Source organism: Vibrio aquimaris, assembly GCF_009363415.1.
GTDB lineage: Bacteria > Pseudomonadota > Gammaproteobacteria > Enterobacterales > Vibrionaceae > Vibrio > Vibrio aquimaris.
Genome location: NZ_CP045350.1, coordinates 1,940,223 through 1,959,293, shown reverse-complemented (window position 1 = coordinate 1,959,293; position 19,071 = coordinate 1,940,223). Strand labels below are relative to the sequence as shown.

The following is a 19,071-nucleotide window of genomic DNA, read 5'->3' as shown; positions in this document are numbered from 1 at the left end:
GGACAATGCGAGTAGCTCTCTTCTCGGTCCTTACTCACGATACTCGACTAAATCATCTTTCGTATCTAATTGTTTCTGACATGATACTAGAACTTCTTTAGCTAATTCATCGTCGTTTAAGGCTCTAGATACAGCCAGTCCTCCAATCATCATTATTGCTGATTGTATGGCTTTTCTGTGGTTAACTGCTCCATTGCCTTGATTTTGAATTTGCATTACAAACTTTTGAAAGATTTGAGTGTAAGTGTCTCTTACTTTTTCGTCCTGATGGGCTATGTCTGTTACCAAGTAGGCTAGTGGGCAATAGGCATGCTTTCCTTCTCTATGCTCGACACTAAGGTATTGCTCGACCTGTTCAAGTAGCCCGTCATCACCCTTACAATGAAGTAATAACTGGTTACGGCTATGCTGCGCAGCTTTTAAAAGCGCGTCACAATAGAGGTCTGACTTACTAGAAAAGTACATATAAAATACCCCTCGAGTTAAGCCTACATCAGACATGATTTCGTCGATGCCCACTCCGTCATAACCTCTATGAGTAAATAATTTAGCAGCACTTGATAGGATTTTTTCTCGTGTATCAAGCGTATGTTGCGGCTTCCAAGGCATTGATAATCTCATTTAAAGTCAAAGAATTGGACGTGTCATTCTAATACAAAATATGTTCTTGAACATATTTTGAGGGGATTTAACATGAGTTCATAACAAAAAAACTACGGAGTTACAGTAAGTTGTCAGGTGTTTACATTATTGGTGCGCAATACAGTACTTTTGTTCGTGCCGTTGCTTTGTGTTGTGAAGAAAAAGGAATTAACTACAGTCTTGGTTTCGATTTTCCAGGTTATTCTCTGGAGTATAAAGGCGTTACTCATTACAGGTTACACCCTTTCGGTAAGGTCCCAATTCTAATACATGGCGAACGGAAAGTGTTTGAATCTGCCACTATTTGTCGCTATTTGGATAGTGAATTCTCAAGTAAGAATCTCCAACCCAGTCACCACTTTGAACGAGCTCAAGTAGACCAATGGTGTGCAGGCATCTCTACCTATATCGACAAGGCTCTGATAAGGGATTATTTACTAGAATTTAGTTTTCCAAAGGGTAGAGATGGAGAAATCCGCTGGGACAAAATTGAACAAGCCAAACCTAAAGTTGAAGAAACTTTCAGCATTTTGAATCAACAATTGGGTGATAACTCTTTTATATGTGGTGAACGGTATAGCATAGCAGATGCTCTTCTAACACCGATTCTAGATTATTTAGAAAAACTCTCAGATGCTAAAGCATTTTTTATTCTATACCCAAAACTTGAGAGCTACCTATTAAGGATGCGCTGTCGAAAAAGTGGCCAGGAGGTTTTAATTGCAGCAGAGATAAATAGCTGGGCCTAGAACACCGTAATTCTTAAGTGCCTCTCTTAAAATTAATCCATTTTTTCAAAGTATCGGACAAACCAGTAAAGAGAAAAATAAATTGTCTAAATCAAATTTATTATTGTCTTGATGTTCGACCAATTTTGAAATATGTTGTCTGCGACTTAGGTTTAAGGGGAGATGTTTATTGAATATTGCTACGGCTTTTCAACATCACTTCTAATACATCTTGTGTGTTCCGAGTTCTCGGGCTAGTTTATTGGCTATTAAAAATGTTAGGAATAACAACTCATGATAAATTACTACGCATTAGCAGTAGGGGCTTCTGTTGTTGTCTTTGTGATCTTCTATCTTAAAAAAACTGGTCATGAAAATTACAACATAGCATAACCGATTTTATTGGCGACTTTCCCAGTTTACTATTGGTGCTTTTCCGTCTATTCGAATGATTATTATCCGCTGTTCTATGAGGTAATTGTTGGTATGCTTTTTATCGCCTCGGCAGGACTAGCGTATAAAATAAGTCGGATGAAAAGCTTAGCCTTGCTGGCACAAGCATTCATTGGTCATGGTATTTATGACATCATACATACGACAATATATAGTCACTCGGTGGCACCATCATGGTGGACTGAGTTTTGTGGAGTAATTGATGTGTTACTGGGCCTATATATGCTGTCTTTGATGAAATGGAATAAATCCCAAAAGGTCTCCGCCTAACAAATATATAAATTAGGTATCATTTAGCGTCGTTTATTATTTAAATTTGACATCGACATCTAACCATATAACATAATTGGAACAATGACGCACAAGGACTAGTGTATGTTCTATAGATTTAATTATAAAAAAACAAATCGCTTCACCAATGTTTTATTGTTGGTTTTGTTATTTAATGTCTTTCCAATATCAGCAAGTGAATACCCGTCTTCAAATAATCAAGCCGAGGATCAAGCAGCGCTGGAAACATTAAAGCGCATTACCTTCTGGACATGGGAAGAAGAGGTTTCTTTATTATTACAAAACTACAGTAATATCGATTATCGTAAGATAAATGCTAATTATGTTTTTAATGAACTTGACATGCATCGTTGGGGGCAGAAAATAACTGATTTTTTAGATTTGGCGACATTGTTATTATCATTTCAATCAGAGGAGTACCAGACAAGCAATCAAGTTGAGTTCGATAAAGCTAAATCTACAATCAATAATCTCAGGCATAGGATCAATCAGCTCGTACTCAGCGTACATCCGAGCTTCGATTTAAATTCTCATGCTCTTACAAATGCATATAAAGGGGCAAATATTAAAATTGCTGTGTTTGACTTATTTGATCCTGTATTGCTCGCCAAGCAAGTTGAGCACTATCCAAATGCCAATATACAAGCCATACAAAGTTTTGGCGATCCGGTACAGCTTAACCATGGCAACTCTGTGATTGATGTTATTCTTGCTATTGCGCCTGAGGCCACGATTATTCCCATAAGTGCTGAATCGAGTACTTACCATCAAGCTATGACTTATCTCCAAAGTAGAACGGATATCCACATCATCAATATGAGTCGCGCTTTTCTCGCTCTTGATAACGAGTTAGATCCACAGTTTTCTCAGCAGCTAAGTCATATTCTCAGTCGCACAATCGTCACCAAATCTCTTGGTAATACAGGGACAGACTTAGAGTCGAATGTCACCCCGTTAAGGCAAAGTCTTGGTTTGAGGGCGACCGGAAATTTATTTTCCTATGATTTAGGCTTAATTAAAGAATTTTTGCCCAGCATTTATACCGATAACGATAATCTTTTGCTGGCCATCAATCTAGACACTTTTTCTCATCAAATCGCATTAAGTGCAACGATTCCGGGCGATAACGTTTTGGCTGTATCGACAAGTCTCAGCACACCCGCTGATGCAGTTTATACTTGGTCGACAGGCAACTTTGAATCAGGCAGCTCTTTTGCTGCGCCGCAACTTGCCGCGATAAGTGCATTATTATGGCAGGCCTATCAAGAATACCATCCTCAACAAGCATCAAATGCAGCCAGCAAGGTCACTCAGGCACTTAAGATAAACACTCGTATTTCTGACTTGGGTGCATCGAATACAGGGCTAGGGTTGGTCGATGCTGACAAAGCATTAGCCTATATTTTAGGGCATCAACCAAAATAGAATTCAGTAAAATAAACGATTAACTCGCTTATGACTCGAAGAAAGCGCTCTTTGGGTCATTTTTCTTGCGGCTAAGGTTTTGGCGGAAGGATAGCGTAAACCAAGCCCTGTTTGGGTAAGCCATTATAGATATATCGATTAGGCGCGCTGACTTCAAATTGTATCCCGCATGACTGGGCACATTATCTGGATCACCTAAGCCCTTTTAGTGTGTCTTTAATTAGCTCTTCGAATTGGACACGCACCTTTGTGTATCTTCCTACACGTTCTCTATTCTTTATCTTTTTTTAGATTTATTCCTCGGCTAGCTATTCCTATCCACAGTTACCAGACGATTGGAAATTATTTTGTTACAGGCAAAGTGTCCTTACGAGAGTGATCTATATTTAATATATTGTTCTCATTGGGATAACTACTTTTCGTTGTTGGTACGCTACTGTTACGGCTTCTAGTTAAAATCTCCGTTCAATCGATTTCACTTTTTTTCTGTTTTTTACTTATTGATAGATTGCTAATTTATATTTATCAAATCATAGGATTTATTCCAAAAACAGAAGTGTCTTTAATGCCAAAGTTTCCAGCATCCATACCCCATATAAGTCGATTAGGTCACACAAGGTCGGTTTCGTTGGATGGTTCTAGTGACGCAAAGTCGTAGCATGTTAGGGCTGCAGTGAATAAGGAGTCTTCATTAACTCTGCCCCCGAAAAAACCAGAAAAAGATCCATTTAAATCTTTGCTCAAAGCACAAGGCTTTAGTGAACTGAGAGAGGATAAACCGTTAACTTCTAATCAGTTGATTGACAATATAGCCGAGAAGTCTGGCATAGTTAAAACCCATCTGCTGCCGCTACAACAAGTTGCTCACGAGACCCAGCAGATCATCTCTTTTCGTCCTGTGGATAGAATGTCAACTGGGCTAATAGAGGAGGGGTACCCAACGAAAGGTTTTGCCATAAAAGGAAAGTCTTCTAACCATGGGCCCCAAGCTGGCTTTATCTGTGTAGATCAAAACTTTAGTAAGCTCCACACCACACTTCAAAATGATAAGCCAAAGTTTCAACAGCAAGTCGAAAAATACAATGCAAGTGTCCAAAGCTGCTTAAACCAAGGCGATGCAGTAGCGGTTAACTTAAGCTTGTCTCAGGCCCGTCTAGGTTGGTTGGTGAGTAATAAAACTATTGCGGTAGAAAAAGTACAGGGTAAAGATGATATTCTTAAAATCACTTCCGCCGGGCTTGAATATAAGGCTGAGAAAAAAGGTGACAAATTTGAGATCTCACACAATGGAAAGCCTCTTAAAGTCCTTGCTGACCCAAAAACTAACCAGCCACTAACCGCAGACTACGATCTAATGTTTATTGCTCCTAAAGCAGAGCATCTTGATTTGGCTAAAGAGGACAATCTACCGGTTAAGCGTGTGCATTATAGCGATGTGTCTGAAACCTATAAAAAGAGGTTCAGAGAGAAAGAACGAGAAGAATTTACTCCTGGGCACTTTTTTGCCAAAGAAGATGAAACTAAAGGTAGTTCTGGCCAAGCAATTGGTAATGCAACACCAAGAATAGCCAAGATGATCGATAAGCTAAACTTGGCAACGGTTGGGAAAAATGGAAATCCAGTAGTTCATCATAATGCTGATTCAGGCAGTCCAGCCACCGATACAGCCTCTAATTATCCGATTACTGTATTTATGCCTGAAGGCATGGTAGGTTATGAAACTGTTCATATAATAGAAAACGCAGACCAACTTGCTGTGTTTGTAAAGCACGCTAAAACCCATGGCTTTTCTGTTCCTACTAATCCTAAGTGGGAGCGGAAAGTTTCTCAAGCGAGGAGTCTAAGCTTCGAAGAGGCATCTCGAAATCTTAGTACTTTTTTGCAAGCTAGGAAAACAAGTACCAATTAAACTTTCCACAAAGATAAAGCCCCGCTTATCGATGAGCTAATAAGAGTATGTCTTCTTGGCACTTTATATTCTATTAAAAATTTCGATGTTTGTTTCATTACTATTAGTTATATCTTTTCCCCTTATTGTGAGTTTAACTCGAATAATATTTTATGAGTAACTAATGTTAATGCCTTCAGTATCTGAAGAGAATCAAATGGAGTTATTAGAACTTAAGATTCGGGTGGAAGGATAGCGTAAACCAAGCCCTGTTTGGGCAAGCCATTATAGATATATCTATTGGGCGCGCTGACTTCAAAACTCGCCCCACATGACTTGGCAAGCTTTTGACTTGGCACATTATCGGGGTCGCATACGATTTCGATGCGAGTAACCTTGAGAATTGAAAAGCAAAACTCAACCAGTGCGTCTACCGCTTCCTTTGCGTAACCTTGCTTTTGATAAGCATCGCCAAGCCAGTAGCCTATGCTGGCCATATTGAAAGTGTGGTAAAGCTCATTGACTGCAACCATGCCGATAAAGCTATGGTCTTTACGGGTGTAAAGACCAAATCCATAAGCTTCGGATTTTACCCAATTGAGGCGAGTGGCAAGAATAAACTTTTCTGCATCATCGAGTGAAAAAGCCGGATGACACCAGTCTATCCATCGGTGTAAACCGGGCGAGGAGAGGACACACTGAGTGAGCTGCTCGTCATCTTCTTGAGGTATCAATTTTAAAACCAATCTGGCGGTAATAATCTGATAGTCTGGTTTCATAACACCCTTTTAGATGAACAAACAGCAGGTTAAGTGTACAACAATTACTCAGGTACGCGTCTTACTTGAATGATGACCCCAAGTAATGGGTGATCCAAAAAGTGAGTTTCAGTGCTGCGCATGCGTCTTTTTTGGTCCATGCGGTAGCTTTTAAGAAACTGCTCGGTATGAATCCTTGGTGTGATGTTTTCCATCATACCTGCTTGTACTGTGTCATCGCCTTCTAGGTTACTGATTTCAGTAAACACCAATGGGTTGTCTTCCAGTTTCACTTCCCGAGTCGTGGACCGCTTGAGGTCAAGTTGAACATCTGCATAGAGATAGTGCTCAACGTAGATTTGTAACTTGCCGTCAAGCTCATACAAAGGCCGAGAAATATTTTCTTCAGTGACGCCATCAATGACTTCGGTTCCTGTGTCTGCACCTTTAGGGCTGCCATCGGGGTTAAACTGTCCAGAGAAATCTCGTCCTGCCTTAATACGGAAGGTTGGTGCACGATAGCGATTACCGTCTCCTTGTCGCCAAGCCATATGGGTGAGAACCTCAAAGCCAGCATGACTTCTTAATTTGTTCACTTGAGGAGTCAGTTTGTATGAGGAAGCAGGTAAACGAGTGACCCCTTTTCGACTACGATAATTGGTATCATTTAAATAGCCGGCCTTATCCATTGATAGCTCAGGAAGAGAATCTGGCCAAGACTCGGCAGTTTGCTCCGGATTTAATGCGCGTTTAAAAATGATCACTTCTATATCAAATTGACGCTGTGCCCATGAAGGCATAGCGACAACGAGAAGTAGTAGTGGGATCAGCTTTTTCATTGCAACTCCAAAATAAGGTGCGATCACCTTGAATTAATTAAGCCTGAACTCATCAGGCTTGTGGTAGAAGGTTACGGCGGAATTCTCCCAACATATCACTGACAAATTGAATCCGCTTACGTCTGTCCACTAATGGTACCGTAAACTTAAACTTAGTTGGGCCTTCCATTGCGAATTTTTGTGGTTGTGATTGCAATAGTTTAACTAAATAGGTCGGATTAATGTCAGCATCCGGATAGAACTCAATAAATCCACCTTTGTCATGGGCTTCAACTTTCTTCACTTTCAGGCTGCCTGCTTCGAGTTTAATTTCAGACACTGAGAGTAAGTTTTTGGTTGCGTCAGGTAAAAGACCAAAGCGGTCAATTAACTCAATTTTGAGATCTTCCAATTCTGAGGGTTCAGAGACACTTGCTATCTGTTTGTACATAGATAAGCGTGTATTGACATCTGGGATGTAGTCGTCAGGGAGCAAAGCAGGCAGGCGCATCTCCACTTCTGTTTGCTCTCGCAATAGTTCATCTAAAGAAGGTTCTTTACCGTCTTTCAATGCTTCAACCGCTTGCTCAAGCATTTCCATGTAAAGGGTAAAGCCAACAGATTGAATTTGACCACTTTGCTCATCACCAAGCAATTCACCAGCGCCACGGATTTCTAGGTCGTGTGTCGCGAGCGTAAAGCCTGCCCCAAGATCTTCCAGCGAGGCGATGGCATCCAAGCGTTTGGTTGCATCTTTAGTCATGGCCTTTGGATGGGGGGTGAGTAAGTAGGCATAAGCTTGATGGTGTGAACGCCCAACTCGGCCGCGCAATTGATGTAATTGAGCCAGCCCGAGGTTATCAGCTCTATCCATTATGATGGTATTGGCTGTTGGGACATCGATACCAGTTTCAATAATGGTGGTACACACTAAGAGGTTAAAACGCTGATGGTAGAAATCATTCATGATCCGCTCAAGCTCGCGTTCACGCATTTGACCATGAGCGACAGTGACTCGAGCTTCTGGGATTAACTTTTCTAGATCGGCTGCCACTTTTTCAATGGTTTCGACTTGATTATGCAAAAAGTAAACTTGGCCGCCACGCATAATTTCACGCAGAACCGCTTCTCTAACAACAGCAGTGTCGTGCTGGCGAACAAAAGTTTTGATCGCTAAGCGTCTGGCTGGAGGCGTGGCTATGATAGACAAATCACGCATGCCACTCATCGCCATGTTCAGTGTTCGAGGAATTGGTGTTGCGGTGAGGGTCAGTATGTCGACATCTGCTCGCATTGCCTTCATTTTCTCTTTTTGACGGACACCAAAGCGATGTTCTTCATCAACAATTAGAAGACCGAGATCGTTAAACTTAATGTCATCGGATAAAAGCTTGTGGGTTCCGACCACTAAGTCTACTTTACCTGCTTCAATATCTTGAAGAACTTGTTTTTGTTCTTTGGCGGTTTTAAAACGAGAGAGTACTTCAACCCGAATTGGTAGGTTGGCAAAACGATCTCTAAAGTTTTCAAAATGCTGCTGGGCAAGCAATGTTGTTGGGACTAAAACCGCCACCTGCTTGCCATTGTCTGTGGCGACAAACGCAGCTCGCATGGCAACTTCTGTTTTACCAAAGCCAACATCACCACACACGAGGCGATCCATTGCTTTGGCTTGGCACATGTCTGACATCACGGCGTTGATCGCCATGGACTGATCGTCGGTTTCTTCAAATGGGAAACCCGCCTTAAACGTGGCGTATTGGTCGCGATCGAGCGCAAATTTATACCCTGGCTTTAGCTCGCGTTTGGCATAGACATCGAGCAGCTCTGCGGCAACATCACGTACTTTTTCAGCGGCGCGGCGCCGAGCTTTAGCCCAAGCTTCTCCTCCTAACTTGTGTAAAGGTGCTGATTCTTCAGCGCCTCCAGAATAGCGACTGATCAGATTCAGAGACGCTACTGGTACATAGAGTTTTGCCTCATTTTGATATTCTAGGGTGACGTATTCTGTTTTTAAGCCACCGGCTTCAAGCGTTTGCAAACCGATATAACGCCCAATTCCATGATCGATATGGACAACGGGCTGACCTGATTTGAGTTCTGCAAGGTTACGAATAACAGCATCGCTGTTGGTGGTTTTGCGATCTTTTCGGCGACGTTGGATCACTCTATCGCCTAATAAGTCACTTTCGCATATCAGCGCCAGTTGTTGATCGCCAAACAGAAACCCATGTTCTGCCGCGCCTAGGACTAAGGCGAATTTACTGTCAGCCTGTATCGCCGCAGAAAAGCTATCAAATTCAACAGGACGAAGTTTGATGCGCTGTAAAAGCTCCAATAAAGCTTCTCTGCGACCTTCGGATTCGACAGAGAACATGACCTTACCAGCAAAAGATTCACTGAACTGACGCAGTGCGGCTAATGGCTCTTTGTTTTGGTGCTGGGCAGCAAGTGTAGGTAAAGCTTGGATGGTTGGATTTACCCGGCCCTGCTTTTCTACGATGGCATCTGTCGATAAATGCACCTGAGGCAAGGTCTTAAAGTGACTAAACAATTCATCTTTTTTAAGCCACAGCTCTTCAGGTGGAAGTAGGGGGCGTAATGGATCGATTTTACGCTGCTCATATCGATATTCTGTATCTGATAGGAAATGATCTATTGCGCCTTCTAAATCGCCGACAGTGATCAGTTGACTATCATCTGCGATATAGTCAAACAAGGTTTCTGTGTGATCGAAAAATAGAGGTTGCCAATATTCTATTCCGGCAGGCCAGATCCCTTTAGAGACTTGGACATAAACAGATTCGGGCTCTCTTCTAGTTTCAAAGCGCTGGCGCCAGCGGATACGAAAGTCTTCAATCGCGCCTTCCGAAGTAGGAAACTCATGAGCTGGGAGCAAACAGATGTCTTGAACATCTTCAATCGAGCGCTGATTTTCAGGGTCAAAAGTGCGTATCGTATCAATCTCGTCATCAAAAAAATCAATCCGAAATGGATCATTAGAACCCATTGGGAAAAGGTCGAGAATCGAGCCTCTGCTTGCGTATTCTCCGGGACCGAACACTTGGTCCACATGGCGATAGCCGGATTTTTCAAGCTGAATACGCAGCTTTTCCAAAGAATAGCGATCGCCGACTTTTACCATCAAGGTATGCTGCATTAAGAAGTCTCGGGGAGACTGTCTTTGCAATAATGTGCTGATTGGCACAATCGTGATGCCCGTATTCTGGGTGGGAAGGCGATACAAACGGGCAATGCGATCAGAAATAATTTCCTGATGGGGTGAGAAACTATCGTAAGGAAGCGTTTCCCAATCTGGAAACAGTGACACTTCTTGATCGGTAAATTGCTCGACTTCTTGTAACAGCTTAAGGGCCGTTTGTGGATCCGCGACAGCCAATAAGGTATGGCTATCATGCTGGTTAGCGAGTTCAGCAACCGCAAGTGCTAGGCTAGCACCTTGCAAATTACCGACCTGTTTTTTATCTCCGGCTCCAGATGAACTGACCAGATTGAAAAGTGATGTAATAGGCATAGTAGGATTATTTTTTGTCGCGATCTCTTGAGCGCTGACGGAGTAATTTCTGTTGCTGATAGAGTGCTGCTTTGATCAAAAGATCTTCGTCTTGGTCACGCAGTAAATCATATTTTATCGTGATTAGGAAATCATCACCATCTTTGTCGTTACTTTCGACGTGTCCATAACAGTAAACGGCGGTTGCAGGGTGTTCAATAAACATCTTTACCCTGACCTTTGTTCCCACAGATAGGGCAGAATCGGCGCTGTAGCAGAATTTGCTGGCACCAAAAGACGAGGTTTGATAGCGATACTGCTCGTTGTCTTGCTGAGAAAGCATAAAGGTCAAGAGCAAATTAAGCTTTGAGTTTTGCGCATCAAGTAAATCAATCACGTATTTGAAATCAATACTCTTCATTTCGGCTCGAGCATGATCGTTTAAAATATCGAGATGACTGAATTCACTCGCGACAAGAAAGGGGGCAGGAATTTCACGTTCGAACTGCTCATAACTTGGTAAAACCTCATTGCTGGGTAAAGGTTCGACGTTAACGGACATTTTATGATGCACGGTAAAATATTCTTGCTCAGACATACGCAAATTCCTTAAAGCTATGTCTTGATTATCGTCATAAGCAGCAACTAATCAAGATATCTCGTTGTTTCGTGCATAATTTGACGCCATTTTAGCGAATAAGGACTACAACCTAGGGCGATAAATCGTTACAGTAACGGCTATCAAACGTTTTTGGTTATAACTATGTTCCATCCTGTATCTGCCTTTATTGGTGTTCGTTATTTACGTGGACGCTCGGGTGATAGGTTCAGCCGTTTTGTTTCCTATATGTCGACGGCGGGCATCACCATTGGTGTGATGTCTCTGGTGACGGTACTGTCGGTAATGAACGGTTTTGAAGCGCAATTGAAAGGCCGCATCTTGGGCGTTTTACCCCAAGCGATAGTGTCTCATGCTGACGGAAGAACACCGAATACTTCCCCCCCTGACTTTCTTGAGCAATTGCCGAGTTCAGCTTTACCAGAGCCTATTGTTCAAGGAGAAGCGGTTATTCAAAGTGCCAACACGCTATCTGCCGGCTTATTGATAGGCGTAAAGCCTAACGACCACGATCCGATTGAGTCTTTCTTGGTTGCTGGAAGGCTTTCTTCTCTTCAGACAGGCCAGTACCATGTTTTTATTGGCCAAAGCTTGGCGCGAGGGTTGAAAGTCTCGGTTGGCGACAAAGTGCGTCTTATGGTCACAAGTGCAAGTCAGTTTACGCCACTTGGTCGCATTCCAAGTCAACGAATTTTCACCGTAGCTGGTATTTATAATACAGGGTCAGATGTGGACTCCCAGCTAATAGTGACCCACATCGATGATGCAGCGCGCTTGCTTCGATTACCCACAAACACAATCACAGGTTGGCGGTTATTCTTTGATGATCCTTTTGTTGTCAGCGAGCTGGGAAGTAAAGCCTTGCCAGATGGCTGGAAATGGCAAGACTGGCGAGATCAACGTGGTGAGCTATTCCAAGCGGTTCGAATGGAAAAAAATATGATGGGTTTGATGCTTGGTCTCATTATCGGCGTTGCTGCGTTTAACATTATATCTGCTCTTATTATGGTGGTAATGGAAAAGCAATCAGAAGTAGCCATATTGAAGACTCAAGGTATGACAAAGTCTCAGTTGATAGGTGTTTTCATGGTTCAAGGGGCGAGCAGTGGTGTTCTTGGATCAATTATTGGGGGAGGACTGGGTGTTTTGTTGGCTACTAACCTCAACTCTATACTCGACAGTGCTGGTGTTGCTTTGCTCTCGGTTGGAGGTCAACTGCCTGTATTAGTAAACCCTTTCCAAATCGGAACTGTGATCGTAATGGCCATTGCTCTGAGTTTATTGGCGACGCTTTTCCCTTCTTATCGTGCATCTTCTATTAAACCTGCTGAGGCTTTGAGATATGAATAACCTCCTTCAATGTCATAATATTTGTAAAACATATCGAGAAGGTTCGATTGACACTCAAGTCCTTAAAGGGGTTAGCTTTGAGTTACAAAAAGGTGAACTGGCTTCGATCATTGGCTCGTCAGGGTCTGGTAAAAGTACTTTGCTGCATATTCTGGGAACGCTTGATGATGCAACAGAAGGAGAGGTAAGTATTCTTGGGCAGAATATTGCGTCCTTGAATTCGAATAAGCAAGCCAAGCTTCGTAATCAGCATCTTGGCTTTGTGTATCAATTTCATCATCTTTTGGCCGATTTTAGCGCGCTAGAAAATGTCGCCATGCCGCTTTTGATTGGCGGAGAAAAATCAACCCAAGCTAAACAGGCCGCTAAAGCTTTACTTGATAAAGTTGGATTAAGTCACCGCTTGGACCATCGGCCTTCCGAGTTGTCTGGGGGAGAGCGCCAGCGCGTTGCGATAGCTCGTGCGCTTGTTAACAGCCCGTCTTTAGTGCTTGCTGACGAACCAACTGGCAATCTCGATTACCAAACGGCGCTGTCAATTTACGATCTAATGCGCGAGTTAAACCAAGAATCAGGAACGGCATTTCTGGTGGTGACTCATGATGGAGAGTTAGCTGCAAAAATGGATAAGCAGTTACACATGCAAGATGGTTTGCTGCTTGATATGGAGGGAGTCTAGTGTGTTTTCTTCATTATCACTATTAATTGGTAGCCGCTTTAGTCGTGCCAAGCGGCGAAATAAAATGGTGTCGTTTATTTCATTGTCTTCCACTATCGGTATCACAGTTGGTGTCGCGGTCATTATCATAGGACTGTCGGCAATGAATGGCTTTGAGAGAGAACTCAAGGATCGAGTTCTATCAGTCATTGCTCATGGTGAGTTTGAAGGGGTAAGAGGACCTATCTCCGATTGGCAATCTGTGATGCAGCAAGCTGAAAAGCACCCCAAAATTGAAGCGGCTGCTCCCTATGTAACCATTACAGCGTTGGCAGAAAAAGGCAATAAAGTCAAAGCGCTGGAAGTTCGTGGAGTGGACGCAGAGTTGGAATCTAAGGTGTCTAGTATCAATCGCTATGTGGATGGCAAGGTATGGCAAGACTTTATGCCTGGCAAACAACAGGTGATTTTGGGTCAAGGAGTCGCGACGTATTTAGGAGTGTCAGAAGGCGATTATCTTACACTTATGATCCCGACATCAGGTTCCACTACTCGAGTACAAGCGCCAAAGCGAGTTCGAGTTAAGGTTGCTGGTTTGCTTAAACTCAACGGGCAGATTGACCATAACCTTGCAATCGTGCCTTTAGAAGATGCTCAGAAATATGCTCAGCTTACTGATGCTGTTACTGGTGTGTCCTTGAAAGTTTCTGATGTGCTCAATGCAACGCAAATTGTACGTGAAGCAGGTAATACCTTAGATGTTTATGTGTATCTGCGCAGTTGGCAACAAGAATATGGCTTTTTGTATAGAGACATTCAACTTGTTAGGACGATAATGTATCTTGTTATGGTTCTCGTAATCGGTGTTGCTAGCTTTAACATTGTATCGACGCTCATGATGGCGGTAAAAGATCGTGCGGGAGAAATTGCGATATTAAGAACAATGGGGGCGACGGATGGCTTGGTGAAGCGAATTTTTATTTGGCAAGGCGTTTTTTCTGGAGTCTTAGGTAGCTTAGTAGGCAGTGTATTCGGTGTTTTGGTTGCAGCGAATTTGACTTATCTCATCACATTACTGGAAAAAGCCATTGGGCATCGATTCCTCTCTGGTGATATTTACTTTGTTGATTTTCTGCCCTCTCAAATTGTCTGGACAGACATAGCGCTTGTGTCAGGAACGGCGATTATCTTGAGTTTACTTGCGACTTGGTATCCGGCTTCTCGTGCATCTAAACTTAACCCAGCTTTAGTCCTAAGTTCTAAATAAAAGCACAAAGATTAAAGGGCCACTTGGGCCCTTTAATCTTTGTATGACATGTCAGTTTTACTAAATCTAACCATTCATCGAAAACCTAATCTTTGCGCTTTCCTTTCTTTAGTAACCTACCTAATCTGATTTTTCTTTGCTGCCAACTTCTCACAACAGAATAGCGCCAAAGTGCTTTGATACCGAAGTATCCAGCAATGGCTGAGACAATGCCACAAATCATGCAGCCTAGTATGAAAGGAGGACCAATGGTACTCATTTGCTGCATGATGAAGTCCCACGATAACTCGAAATGAAAGGGTTGCGGAGGGGTATGCATAACCACAGCGCCGACTTTATAAGCAAAGTAAAACAGTACGGGCATAGTTATCGGGTTGCTTACCCAAACAAGTGCGACCGACAGAGGAAGGTTAACACCACATACAATCGCTAAGCCAGCTGACATAATCATTTGGCTTGGTAAAGGTACGAAAGCCATAAACAAACCAACGGCAAACGCCCCTGAAGCTGAACGACGATTCAGGCACCAGAGGTTAGGGTTGTAAAGCACGTTACCAAAAATTTTCAATGCTTTCTGGCGTTTTATGACTTCATGGTCAGGCATAAAACGTTTTATGAGTTTTCTTGGCATAGGGAAATATGACTCTCTTTTTAAATTACTGGACACTCATTTCGTTTTGTTTCCTTATCTCGACCGCCCAGTTTTGGTGGACCGCGCCATCATGGCCATGGGTGTTTCCCTGTGTATTGATTCTGATACTCAGTATAAGGTTAAAATTGCTAAAATGGTGTGTTGGATTACTCATTGCTTGCTTAATACTCATAATACGCATTAACTGTGTTTGCTATCAGCAAGAGATCCTTTTCCAAGATGGTCCAAATATTACCATAAATGCGGAGGTTGACAGCTTTTTTAAGCAAATAAATCACGGTTTTCACGGTAAAGTAACTATCACTGCTATCAACGGAAAGTCCATTTTAGGCCCTCTTAGACCCAGCATATGGTTAGTGTCACCTATCTTTCTTGTTTCTAATGACAAAATACGAGCAAAAATCAAACTAAAGCCCATAACTGGATACCTTAATGATGTTGGATTCGATGCTGAGAAGTTTGCTTTGCAGCAGGGCGTGGTAGGCCGAGGCAGTGTATTAGCTGACTATAGCTATTGGATTATAAATTCAGGGTCTGTGCGCTTTTCTTGGTACAACCAAGTGAAAAACTCAATAGATTCCTTGATGAGCAAAGGAGTAATACTGGCTTTGACCTTTGGTATAAGAGATGAATTATCCCCTGAGGTAAAGCGTCAACTTAAGGCCAGTGGTCTCAGTCATCTAATTGCGATATCTGGACTGCACATTGGGATTGTGTTCGGTATTGGTTGGTTTGTTGGCAAACTGCTTTTTCGGATGTTTTTTCGTTGGAGAAGTACTCCGATGGTTGTGGCGATCTTGTGTAGCGTCTGCTACGCATGGCTCGCAGGTTTTTCAATTCCTACGCAAAGGGCGGTCATTGCCTGTTGCTTTGTGTCTGTCTTATCCATGTCTTCTAATCGAGTGCCTAAAAGTTATCAATGGTTACTCATTTTTTCCTTTTTATTATTTCTGGACCCATTTTCAACAGCGTCAATGAGTTTGTGGCTTACTATGTGGGCCGTCGCTGTGATTTTGATCTTTTCAACGCAAAAAAGGACTCACGTTTCGTATTGGAAAAAAGCCGTGATACTTCAGAGTGCTTTGGTTGTGGGTATGATGCCAGCAATAGCGGTCTTTTTTCATGGAGTTAGCTTAAGTAGTTTTATTTACAATCTTGTATTTGTAGCATGGTTTAGTTTTTTTGTGGTTCCAGTGTCCCTAATGGCACTTATCCTCGATATTGGGGCTAACATTACTTTTCTTTGGAGCTGGGCAGACTTATCAATTCAACCTGCCCTATATGCGATGAGCTTTGCCGAAGAAACTTGGTTTGCTTTATCAAACGAGCAAGTGACTTGGTTATGCCTTCTTTTCTCCCTATGGTTATTAGCACCTTACTTAAGTAATTACGGGAAAATTTTGTGTCTTCTATGTCTGTTAGCGGTTTTGATCGAATGGCGAGTTAAGCCTATATGGCAAGTTTTTGTACTTGATGTTGGCCATGGCCTAGCCGTTGTTATTCAACAAGATAGAGAAGCGATTATTTATGATACAGGGATTGCTTGGCAGGAAAGCAGTATTGCAGAGCAAGTCATTACACCTTTTCTTCACTATCACGGGGTACGCCAAATAAAGAGTCTTATTTTGTCCCATTCAGATAATGATCATGCTGGTGGAATGACTGAGCTCATTGATCAATGGCGCCCTCAACAGGTAATAAGTAGTCAGGTATTGAAGGATGGTAAGGAGTGCCTTGCTGGGCAAAAAATGACTTGGGGAGCGTTAGATATAGAGTTTATATGGCCAAATAATGCTGTGCCTAGGGCTTATAACCCACATTCGTGTGTTGTTAGAGTCACCCATTCAAATAATGGACAGTCAATTTTACTAACTGGTGATATCGATGCCGTTGTAGAGTGGATATTGATTAGGCAACCGAGGCTACTAGGTAGTGATGTGATCATTGTTCCTCATCATGGCAGTCGAACGTCGTCAACGACTCAATTTATAAAAATGGTTGGTCCAGACTTGGCCATTGCTTCAACAGCCAAAGCTGGAAAGTGGCAGTTACCGGCCCCAAGGGTCGTTGAACGATACAAGCAATTAGGCGTAGCTTGGTTAGATACGGGAAACTATGGGCAAATGAGTATCAGCTTTTATGATTCTAGTTGGCAGGTAGAGCCATTAAGGAAGGTGAAAGGGCGGTCTTGGTATAGGCAGATGCTACGTAAGGGAGTAGAATAGCGCCCATAATACTTTCAAATAAAGCTGTTTTATGTCTTCAAACCAAGATGAAACAACATGGCAAACCTTTAAACGCCTTTGGACCTATATTCGCCTTTACAAAGCTGGCCTTTCAGTTGCTGTTGTTGCTCTTATCATTAATGCTGCAGCAGATACCTATATGGTGTCATTATTGAAACCTCTGCTTGATGAAGGCTTTGGTGATGCAGAGTCCAATTTCCTTCGAGTACTGCCGTTTATTGTATTCGGTATGATGCTTTTAAGAGGCGCGAGTGGTTTTGTCTCTTCCTATTGCCTGAGCTGGGTATCGGGTAATGTTGTTATGCTAATGCGTCGTCGGATATTTAGCCAGTTTATGCATATGCCCGTCTCCTATTTCGACAAGGAGTCCACTGGAGGTTTGTTGTCTCGTATTACTTATGATTCAGAGCAAGTCGCTGGTGCTACAAGTCGGGCCTTGGTGAGTATTGTACGAGAGGGAGCCAGTATAATTGGCTTCCTTGTATTAATGTTTTGGTATAGTTGGCAATTATCTCTTGTTCTCTTTATTGTCGCTCCCATTGTTGCATGGGGCATTAGTGTCGTTTCGAAACGTTTTCGTAAAATATCCAAGAATATGCAAGATACTATGGGGCATGTAACGGCTTCCGCTGAGCAAATGCTAAAGGGGCATAAGGTTGTATTGAGCTATGGTGGTCAAGATGTCGAGCGCGAGCGTTTTGATATCGTGAGTAATCAGATGCGCCAACAGTCAATGAAGTTGGTGGCTGCACAAGCGATTGCCAATCCGGTAATTCAAACTATCGCCTCTATTGCTTTGGTTGTGGTGCTATTCTTAGCCAGCGTTGATTCAATCAAAGAGCAGCTGACGCCTGGTACGTTTACGGTCGTATTTTCTGCTATGTTTGCTTTGATGAGACCTCTTAAAGCATTGACCAATGTGACCTCAGAGTTTCAGCGTGGTATGGCAGCGAGCCAGACGCTGTTTGAGCTCATGGACCTAGAGACAGAGCAAGACAAAGGAAAGTATGAGATTGACAAAGCCCGTGGCGAGTTGGCTGTAAAAAATGTTACGTTTACTTACGATGGGAAAGATGCACCTGCTCTGCGCAATGTGAATTTTGAAGTACCTCAAGGAAAAACGGTGGCACTTGTTGGCCGATCTGGTTCAGGAAAAAGTACCATAGCAAACCTATTTACACGTTTCTATGATGTAGACTCTGGATGTATTGAACTTGATGGCCATGATATTCGAGATTATAAACTGACCAATCTGCGTAATCATTTCGCTTTAGTATCACAGAATGTGCATCTTTTTAACGATACAATTGCGAATAACATTGCCTATGCAGCAACGCAGGAGTATAGCCGTGAACAAATTGAGCAAGCAGCACGTCTAGCTTATGCCATGGATTTTATTGAAAACATGGAACATGGCCTTGACACGGTAATTGGTGAAAATGGTGCTAGTCTTTCAGGTGGACAACGCCAGAGAATAGCAATTGCGAGAGCATTGTTACGAGATGCTCCTATTCTGATTTTGGATGAGGCAACATCGGCATTAGATACTGAGTCTGAAAAAGCCATCCAATCTGCGTTGGATGAGTTACAAAAAAACAAGACAGTACTCGTTATTGCTCATCGGTTATCAACCATTGAAAGTGCTGATGAAATTCTGGTGGTTGATGAAGGTGAAATCATAGAACGAGGTAGTCACGCTAGCTTATTGGAAAAAGATGGAGCATATGCTCAGTTGCATAGAATTCAGTTTGGTGGTTAAACC

General features: G+C 42.5%; 15 protein-coding genes. 9 read left to right on the top strand and 6 right to left on the bottom strand.

Features of this window, described 5'->3' with window-relative positions:
• Positions 1-30: 30 nt before the first annotated feature.
• Complete coding sequence (locus tag FIV01_RS09115) at positions 31-609, bottom strand: TetR/AcrR family transcriptional regulator (protein ID WP_152430723.1); 579 nt, start codon at positions 607-609, stop codon at positions 31-33.
• 122 nt (positions 610-731) lie between these two features.
• Between FIV01_RS09115 and FIV01_RS09110 the strand changes: the two genes are divergently transcribed.
• From FIV01_RS09110 to FIV01_RS09095, 4 genes are all read left to right on the top strand, one after another.
• Complete coding sequence (locus tag FIV01_RS09110; protein ID WP_152430722.1) at positions 732-1,391, top strand: glutathione S-transferase family protein; 660 nt, start codon at positions 732-734, stop codon at positions 1,389-1,391.
• Between the two features lie 465 nt (positions 1,392-1,856).
• Positions 1,857-2,093 (top strand): hypothetical protein, encoded by a 237-nt coding sequence (locus FIV01_RS09105; protein WP_152430721.1) that lies wholly within the window; start codon positions 1,857-1,859, stop codon positions 2,091-2,093.
• 105 nt (positions 2,094-2,198) lie between these two features.
• Positions 2,199-3,539 (top strand): S8 family serine peptidase, encoded by a 1,341-nt coding sequence (locus FIV01_RS09100; protein ID WP_152430720.1) that lies wholly within the window; start codon positions 2,199-2,201, stop codon positions 3,537-3,539.
• A gap of 673 nt (positions 3,540-4,212) precedes the next feature.
• A complete protein-coding gene (locus tag FIV01_RS09095) occupies positions 4,213-5,448 on the top strand; it encodes an anthrax toxin-like adenylyl cyclase domain-containing protein (RefSeq protein WP_152430719.1) in 1,236 nt (411 codons plus the stop codon).
• A gap of 212 nt (positions 5,449-5,660) precedes the next feature.
• Here the strand turns inward: FIV01_RS09095 and FIV01_RS09090 are convergent, their stop codons facing one another.
• From FIV01_RS09090 to FIV01_RS09075, 4 genes are read right to left on the bottom strand one after another with little or no spacing between them, the layout of a single operon-like run.
• Entirely contained in the window at positions 5,661-6,206 is a 546-nt protein-coding gene (locus tag FIV01_RS09090) for a GNAT family N-acetyltransferase (RefSeq protein ID WP_152430718.1), read from the bottom strand.
• 44 nt (positions 6,207-6,250) lie between these two features.
• Positions 6,251-7,024 carry a peptidoglycan binding protein CsiV gene (locus FIV01_RS09085; RefSeq protein ID WP_152430717.1) on the bottom strand — a complete coding sequence of 258 codons (774 nt, stop codon included), beginning with the start codon at positions 7,022-7,024 and terminating at the stop codon, positions 6,251-6,253.
• Positions 7,025-7,076: 52 nt separating this feature from the next.
• Positions 7,077-10,538 (bottom strand): transcription-repair coupling factor, encoded by a 3,462-nt coding sequence (gene mfd, locus FIV01_RS09080; RefSeq protein ID WP_152430716.1) that lies wholly within the window; start codon positions 10,536-10,538, stop codon positions 7,077-7,079.
• A 7-nt stretch (positions 10,539-10,545) separates the two neighbouring features.
• Positions 10,546-11,115, bottom strand: coding sequence for a PilZ domain-containing protein (locus FIV01_RS09075; RefSeq protein WP_152430715.1), 570 nt, complete (start codon positions 11,113-11,115; stop codon positions 10,546-10,548).
• Positions 11,116-11,280: 165 nt separating this feature from the next.
• On the opposite strand from FIV01_RS09075, the gene lolC reads away from it, so the two are divergent.
• The 3 genes from lolC to lolE are packed head-to-tail and all read left to right on the top strand — an operon-like array spanning position 11,281 to position 14,411.
• Positions 11,281-12,486 carry a lipoprotein-releasing ABC transporter permease subunit LolC gene (gene lolC / locus FIV01_RS09070; RefSeq protein WP_152430714.1) on the top strand — a complete coding sequence of 402 codons (1,206 nt, stop codon included), beginning with the start codon at positions 11,281-11,283 and terminating at the stop codon, positions 12,484-12,486.
• The gene (gene lolD / locus FIV01_RS09065) at positions 12,479-13,165 is read left to right on the top strand and encodes a lipoprotein-releasing ABC transporter ATP-binding protein LolD (protein ID WP_152430713.1); all 687 of its coding nucleotides are present in this window, start codon (positions 12,479-12,481) and stop codon (positions 13,163-13,165) included. Before lolC ends, lolD begins: the two co-directional genes overlap by 8 nt.
• 1 nt (position 13,166) lies before the next feature.
• Entirely contained in the window at positions 13,167-14,411 is a 1,245-nt protein-coding gene (gene lolE / locus FIV01_RS09060; protein ID WP_152430712.1) for a lipoprotein-releasing ABC transporter permease subunit LolE, read from the top strand.
• Positions 14,412-14,496: 85 nt separating this feature from the next.
• Here the strand turns inward: lolE and FIV01_RS09055 are convergent, their stop codons facing one another.
• The gene (locus tag FIV01_RS09055; protein ID WP_114784483.1) at positions 14,497-15,042 is read right to left on the bottom strand and encodes a DUF2062 domain-containing protein; all 546 of its coding nucleotides are present in this window, start codon (positions 15,040-15,042) and stop codon (positions 14,497-14,499) included.
• 146 nt (positions 15,043-15,188) lie between these two features.
• Between FIV01_RS09055 and FIV01_RS09050 the strand changes: the two genes are divergently transcribed.
• Both FIV01_RS09050 and msbA read left to right on the top strand, forming a co-directional pair.
• The gene (locus FIV01_RS09050) at positions 15,189-17,288 is read left to right on the top strand and encodes a DNA internalization-related competence protein ComEC/Rec2 (protein WP_246210382.1); all 2,100 of its coding nucleotides are present in this window, start codon (positions 15,189-15,191) and stop codon (positions 17,286-17,288) included.
• A gap of 31 nt (positions 17,289-17,319) precedes the next feature.
• Positions 17,320-19,068 carry a lipid A ABC transporter ATP-binding protein/permease MsbA gene (gene msbA / locus FIV01_RS09045; protein ID WP_152430710.1) on the top strand — a complete coding sequence of 583 codons (1,749 nt, stop codon included), beginning with the start codon at positions 17,320-17,322 and terminating at the stop codon, positions 19,066-19,068.
• Positions 19,069-19,071 lie beyond the last annotated feature (3 nt).

Coding starts and splice junctions, on each gene's coding strand:
- FIV01_RS09115 (WP_152430723.1), bottom strand. CDS start 609: ATGCCTTGGAAGCCGCAACATACGCTTGATACACGAGAAAAAATCCTA.
- FIV01_RS09105 (WP_152430721.1), top strand. CDS start 1,857: ATGCTTTTTATCGCCTCGGCAGGACTAGCGTATAAAATAAGTCGGATG.
- FIV01_RS09100 (WP_152430720.1), top strand. CDS start 2,199: ATGTTCTATAGATTTAATTATAAAAAAACAAATCGCTTCACCAATGTT.
- FIV01_RS09090 (WP_152430718.1), bottom strand. CDS start 6,206: ATGAAACCAGACTATCAGATTATTACCGCCAGATTGGTTTTAAAATTG.
- FIV01_RS09085 (WP_152430717.1), bottom strand. CDS start 7,024: ATGAAAAAGCTGATCCCACTACTACTTCTCGTTGTCGCTATGCCTTCA.
- mfd (WP_152430716.1), bottom strand. CDS start 10,538: ATGCCTATTACATCACTTTTCAATCTGGTCAGTTCATCTGGAGCCGGA.
- FIV01_RS09075 (WP_152430715.1), bottom strand. CDS start 11,115: ATGTCTGAGCAAGAATATTTTACCGTGCATCATAAAATGTCCGTTAAC.
- lolC (WP_152430714.1), top strand. CDS start 11,281: ATGTTCCATCCTGTATCTGCCTTTATTGGTGTTCGTTATTTACGTGGA.
- lolD (WP_152430713.1), top strand. CDS start 12,479: ATGAATAACCTCCTTCAATGTCATAATATTTGTAAAACATATCGAGAA.
- FIV01_RS09055 (WP_114784483.1), bottom strand. CDS start 15,042: ATGCCAAGAAAACTCATAAAACGTTTTATGCCTGACCATGAAGTCATA.
- msbA (WP_152430710.1), top strand. CDS start 17,320: ATGTCTTCAAACCAAGATGAAACAACATGGCAAACCTTTAAACGCCTT.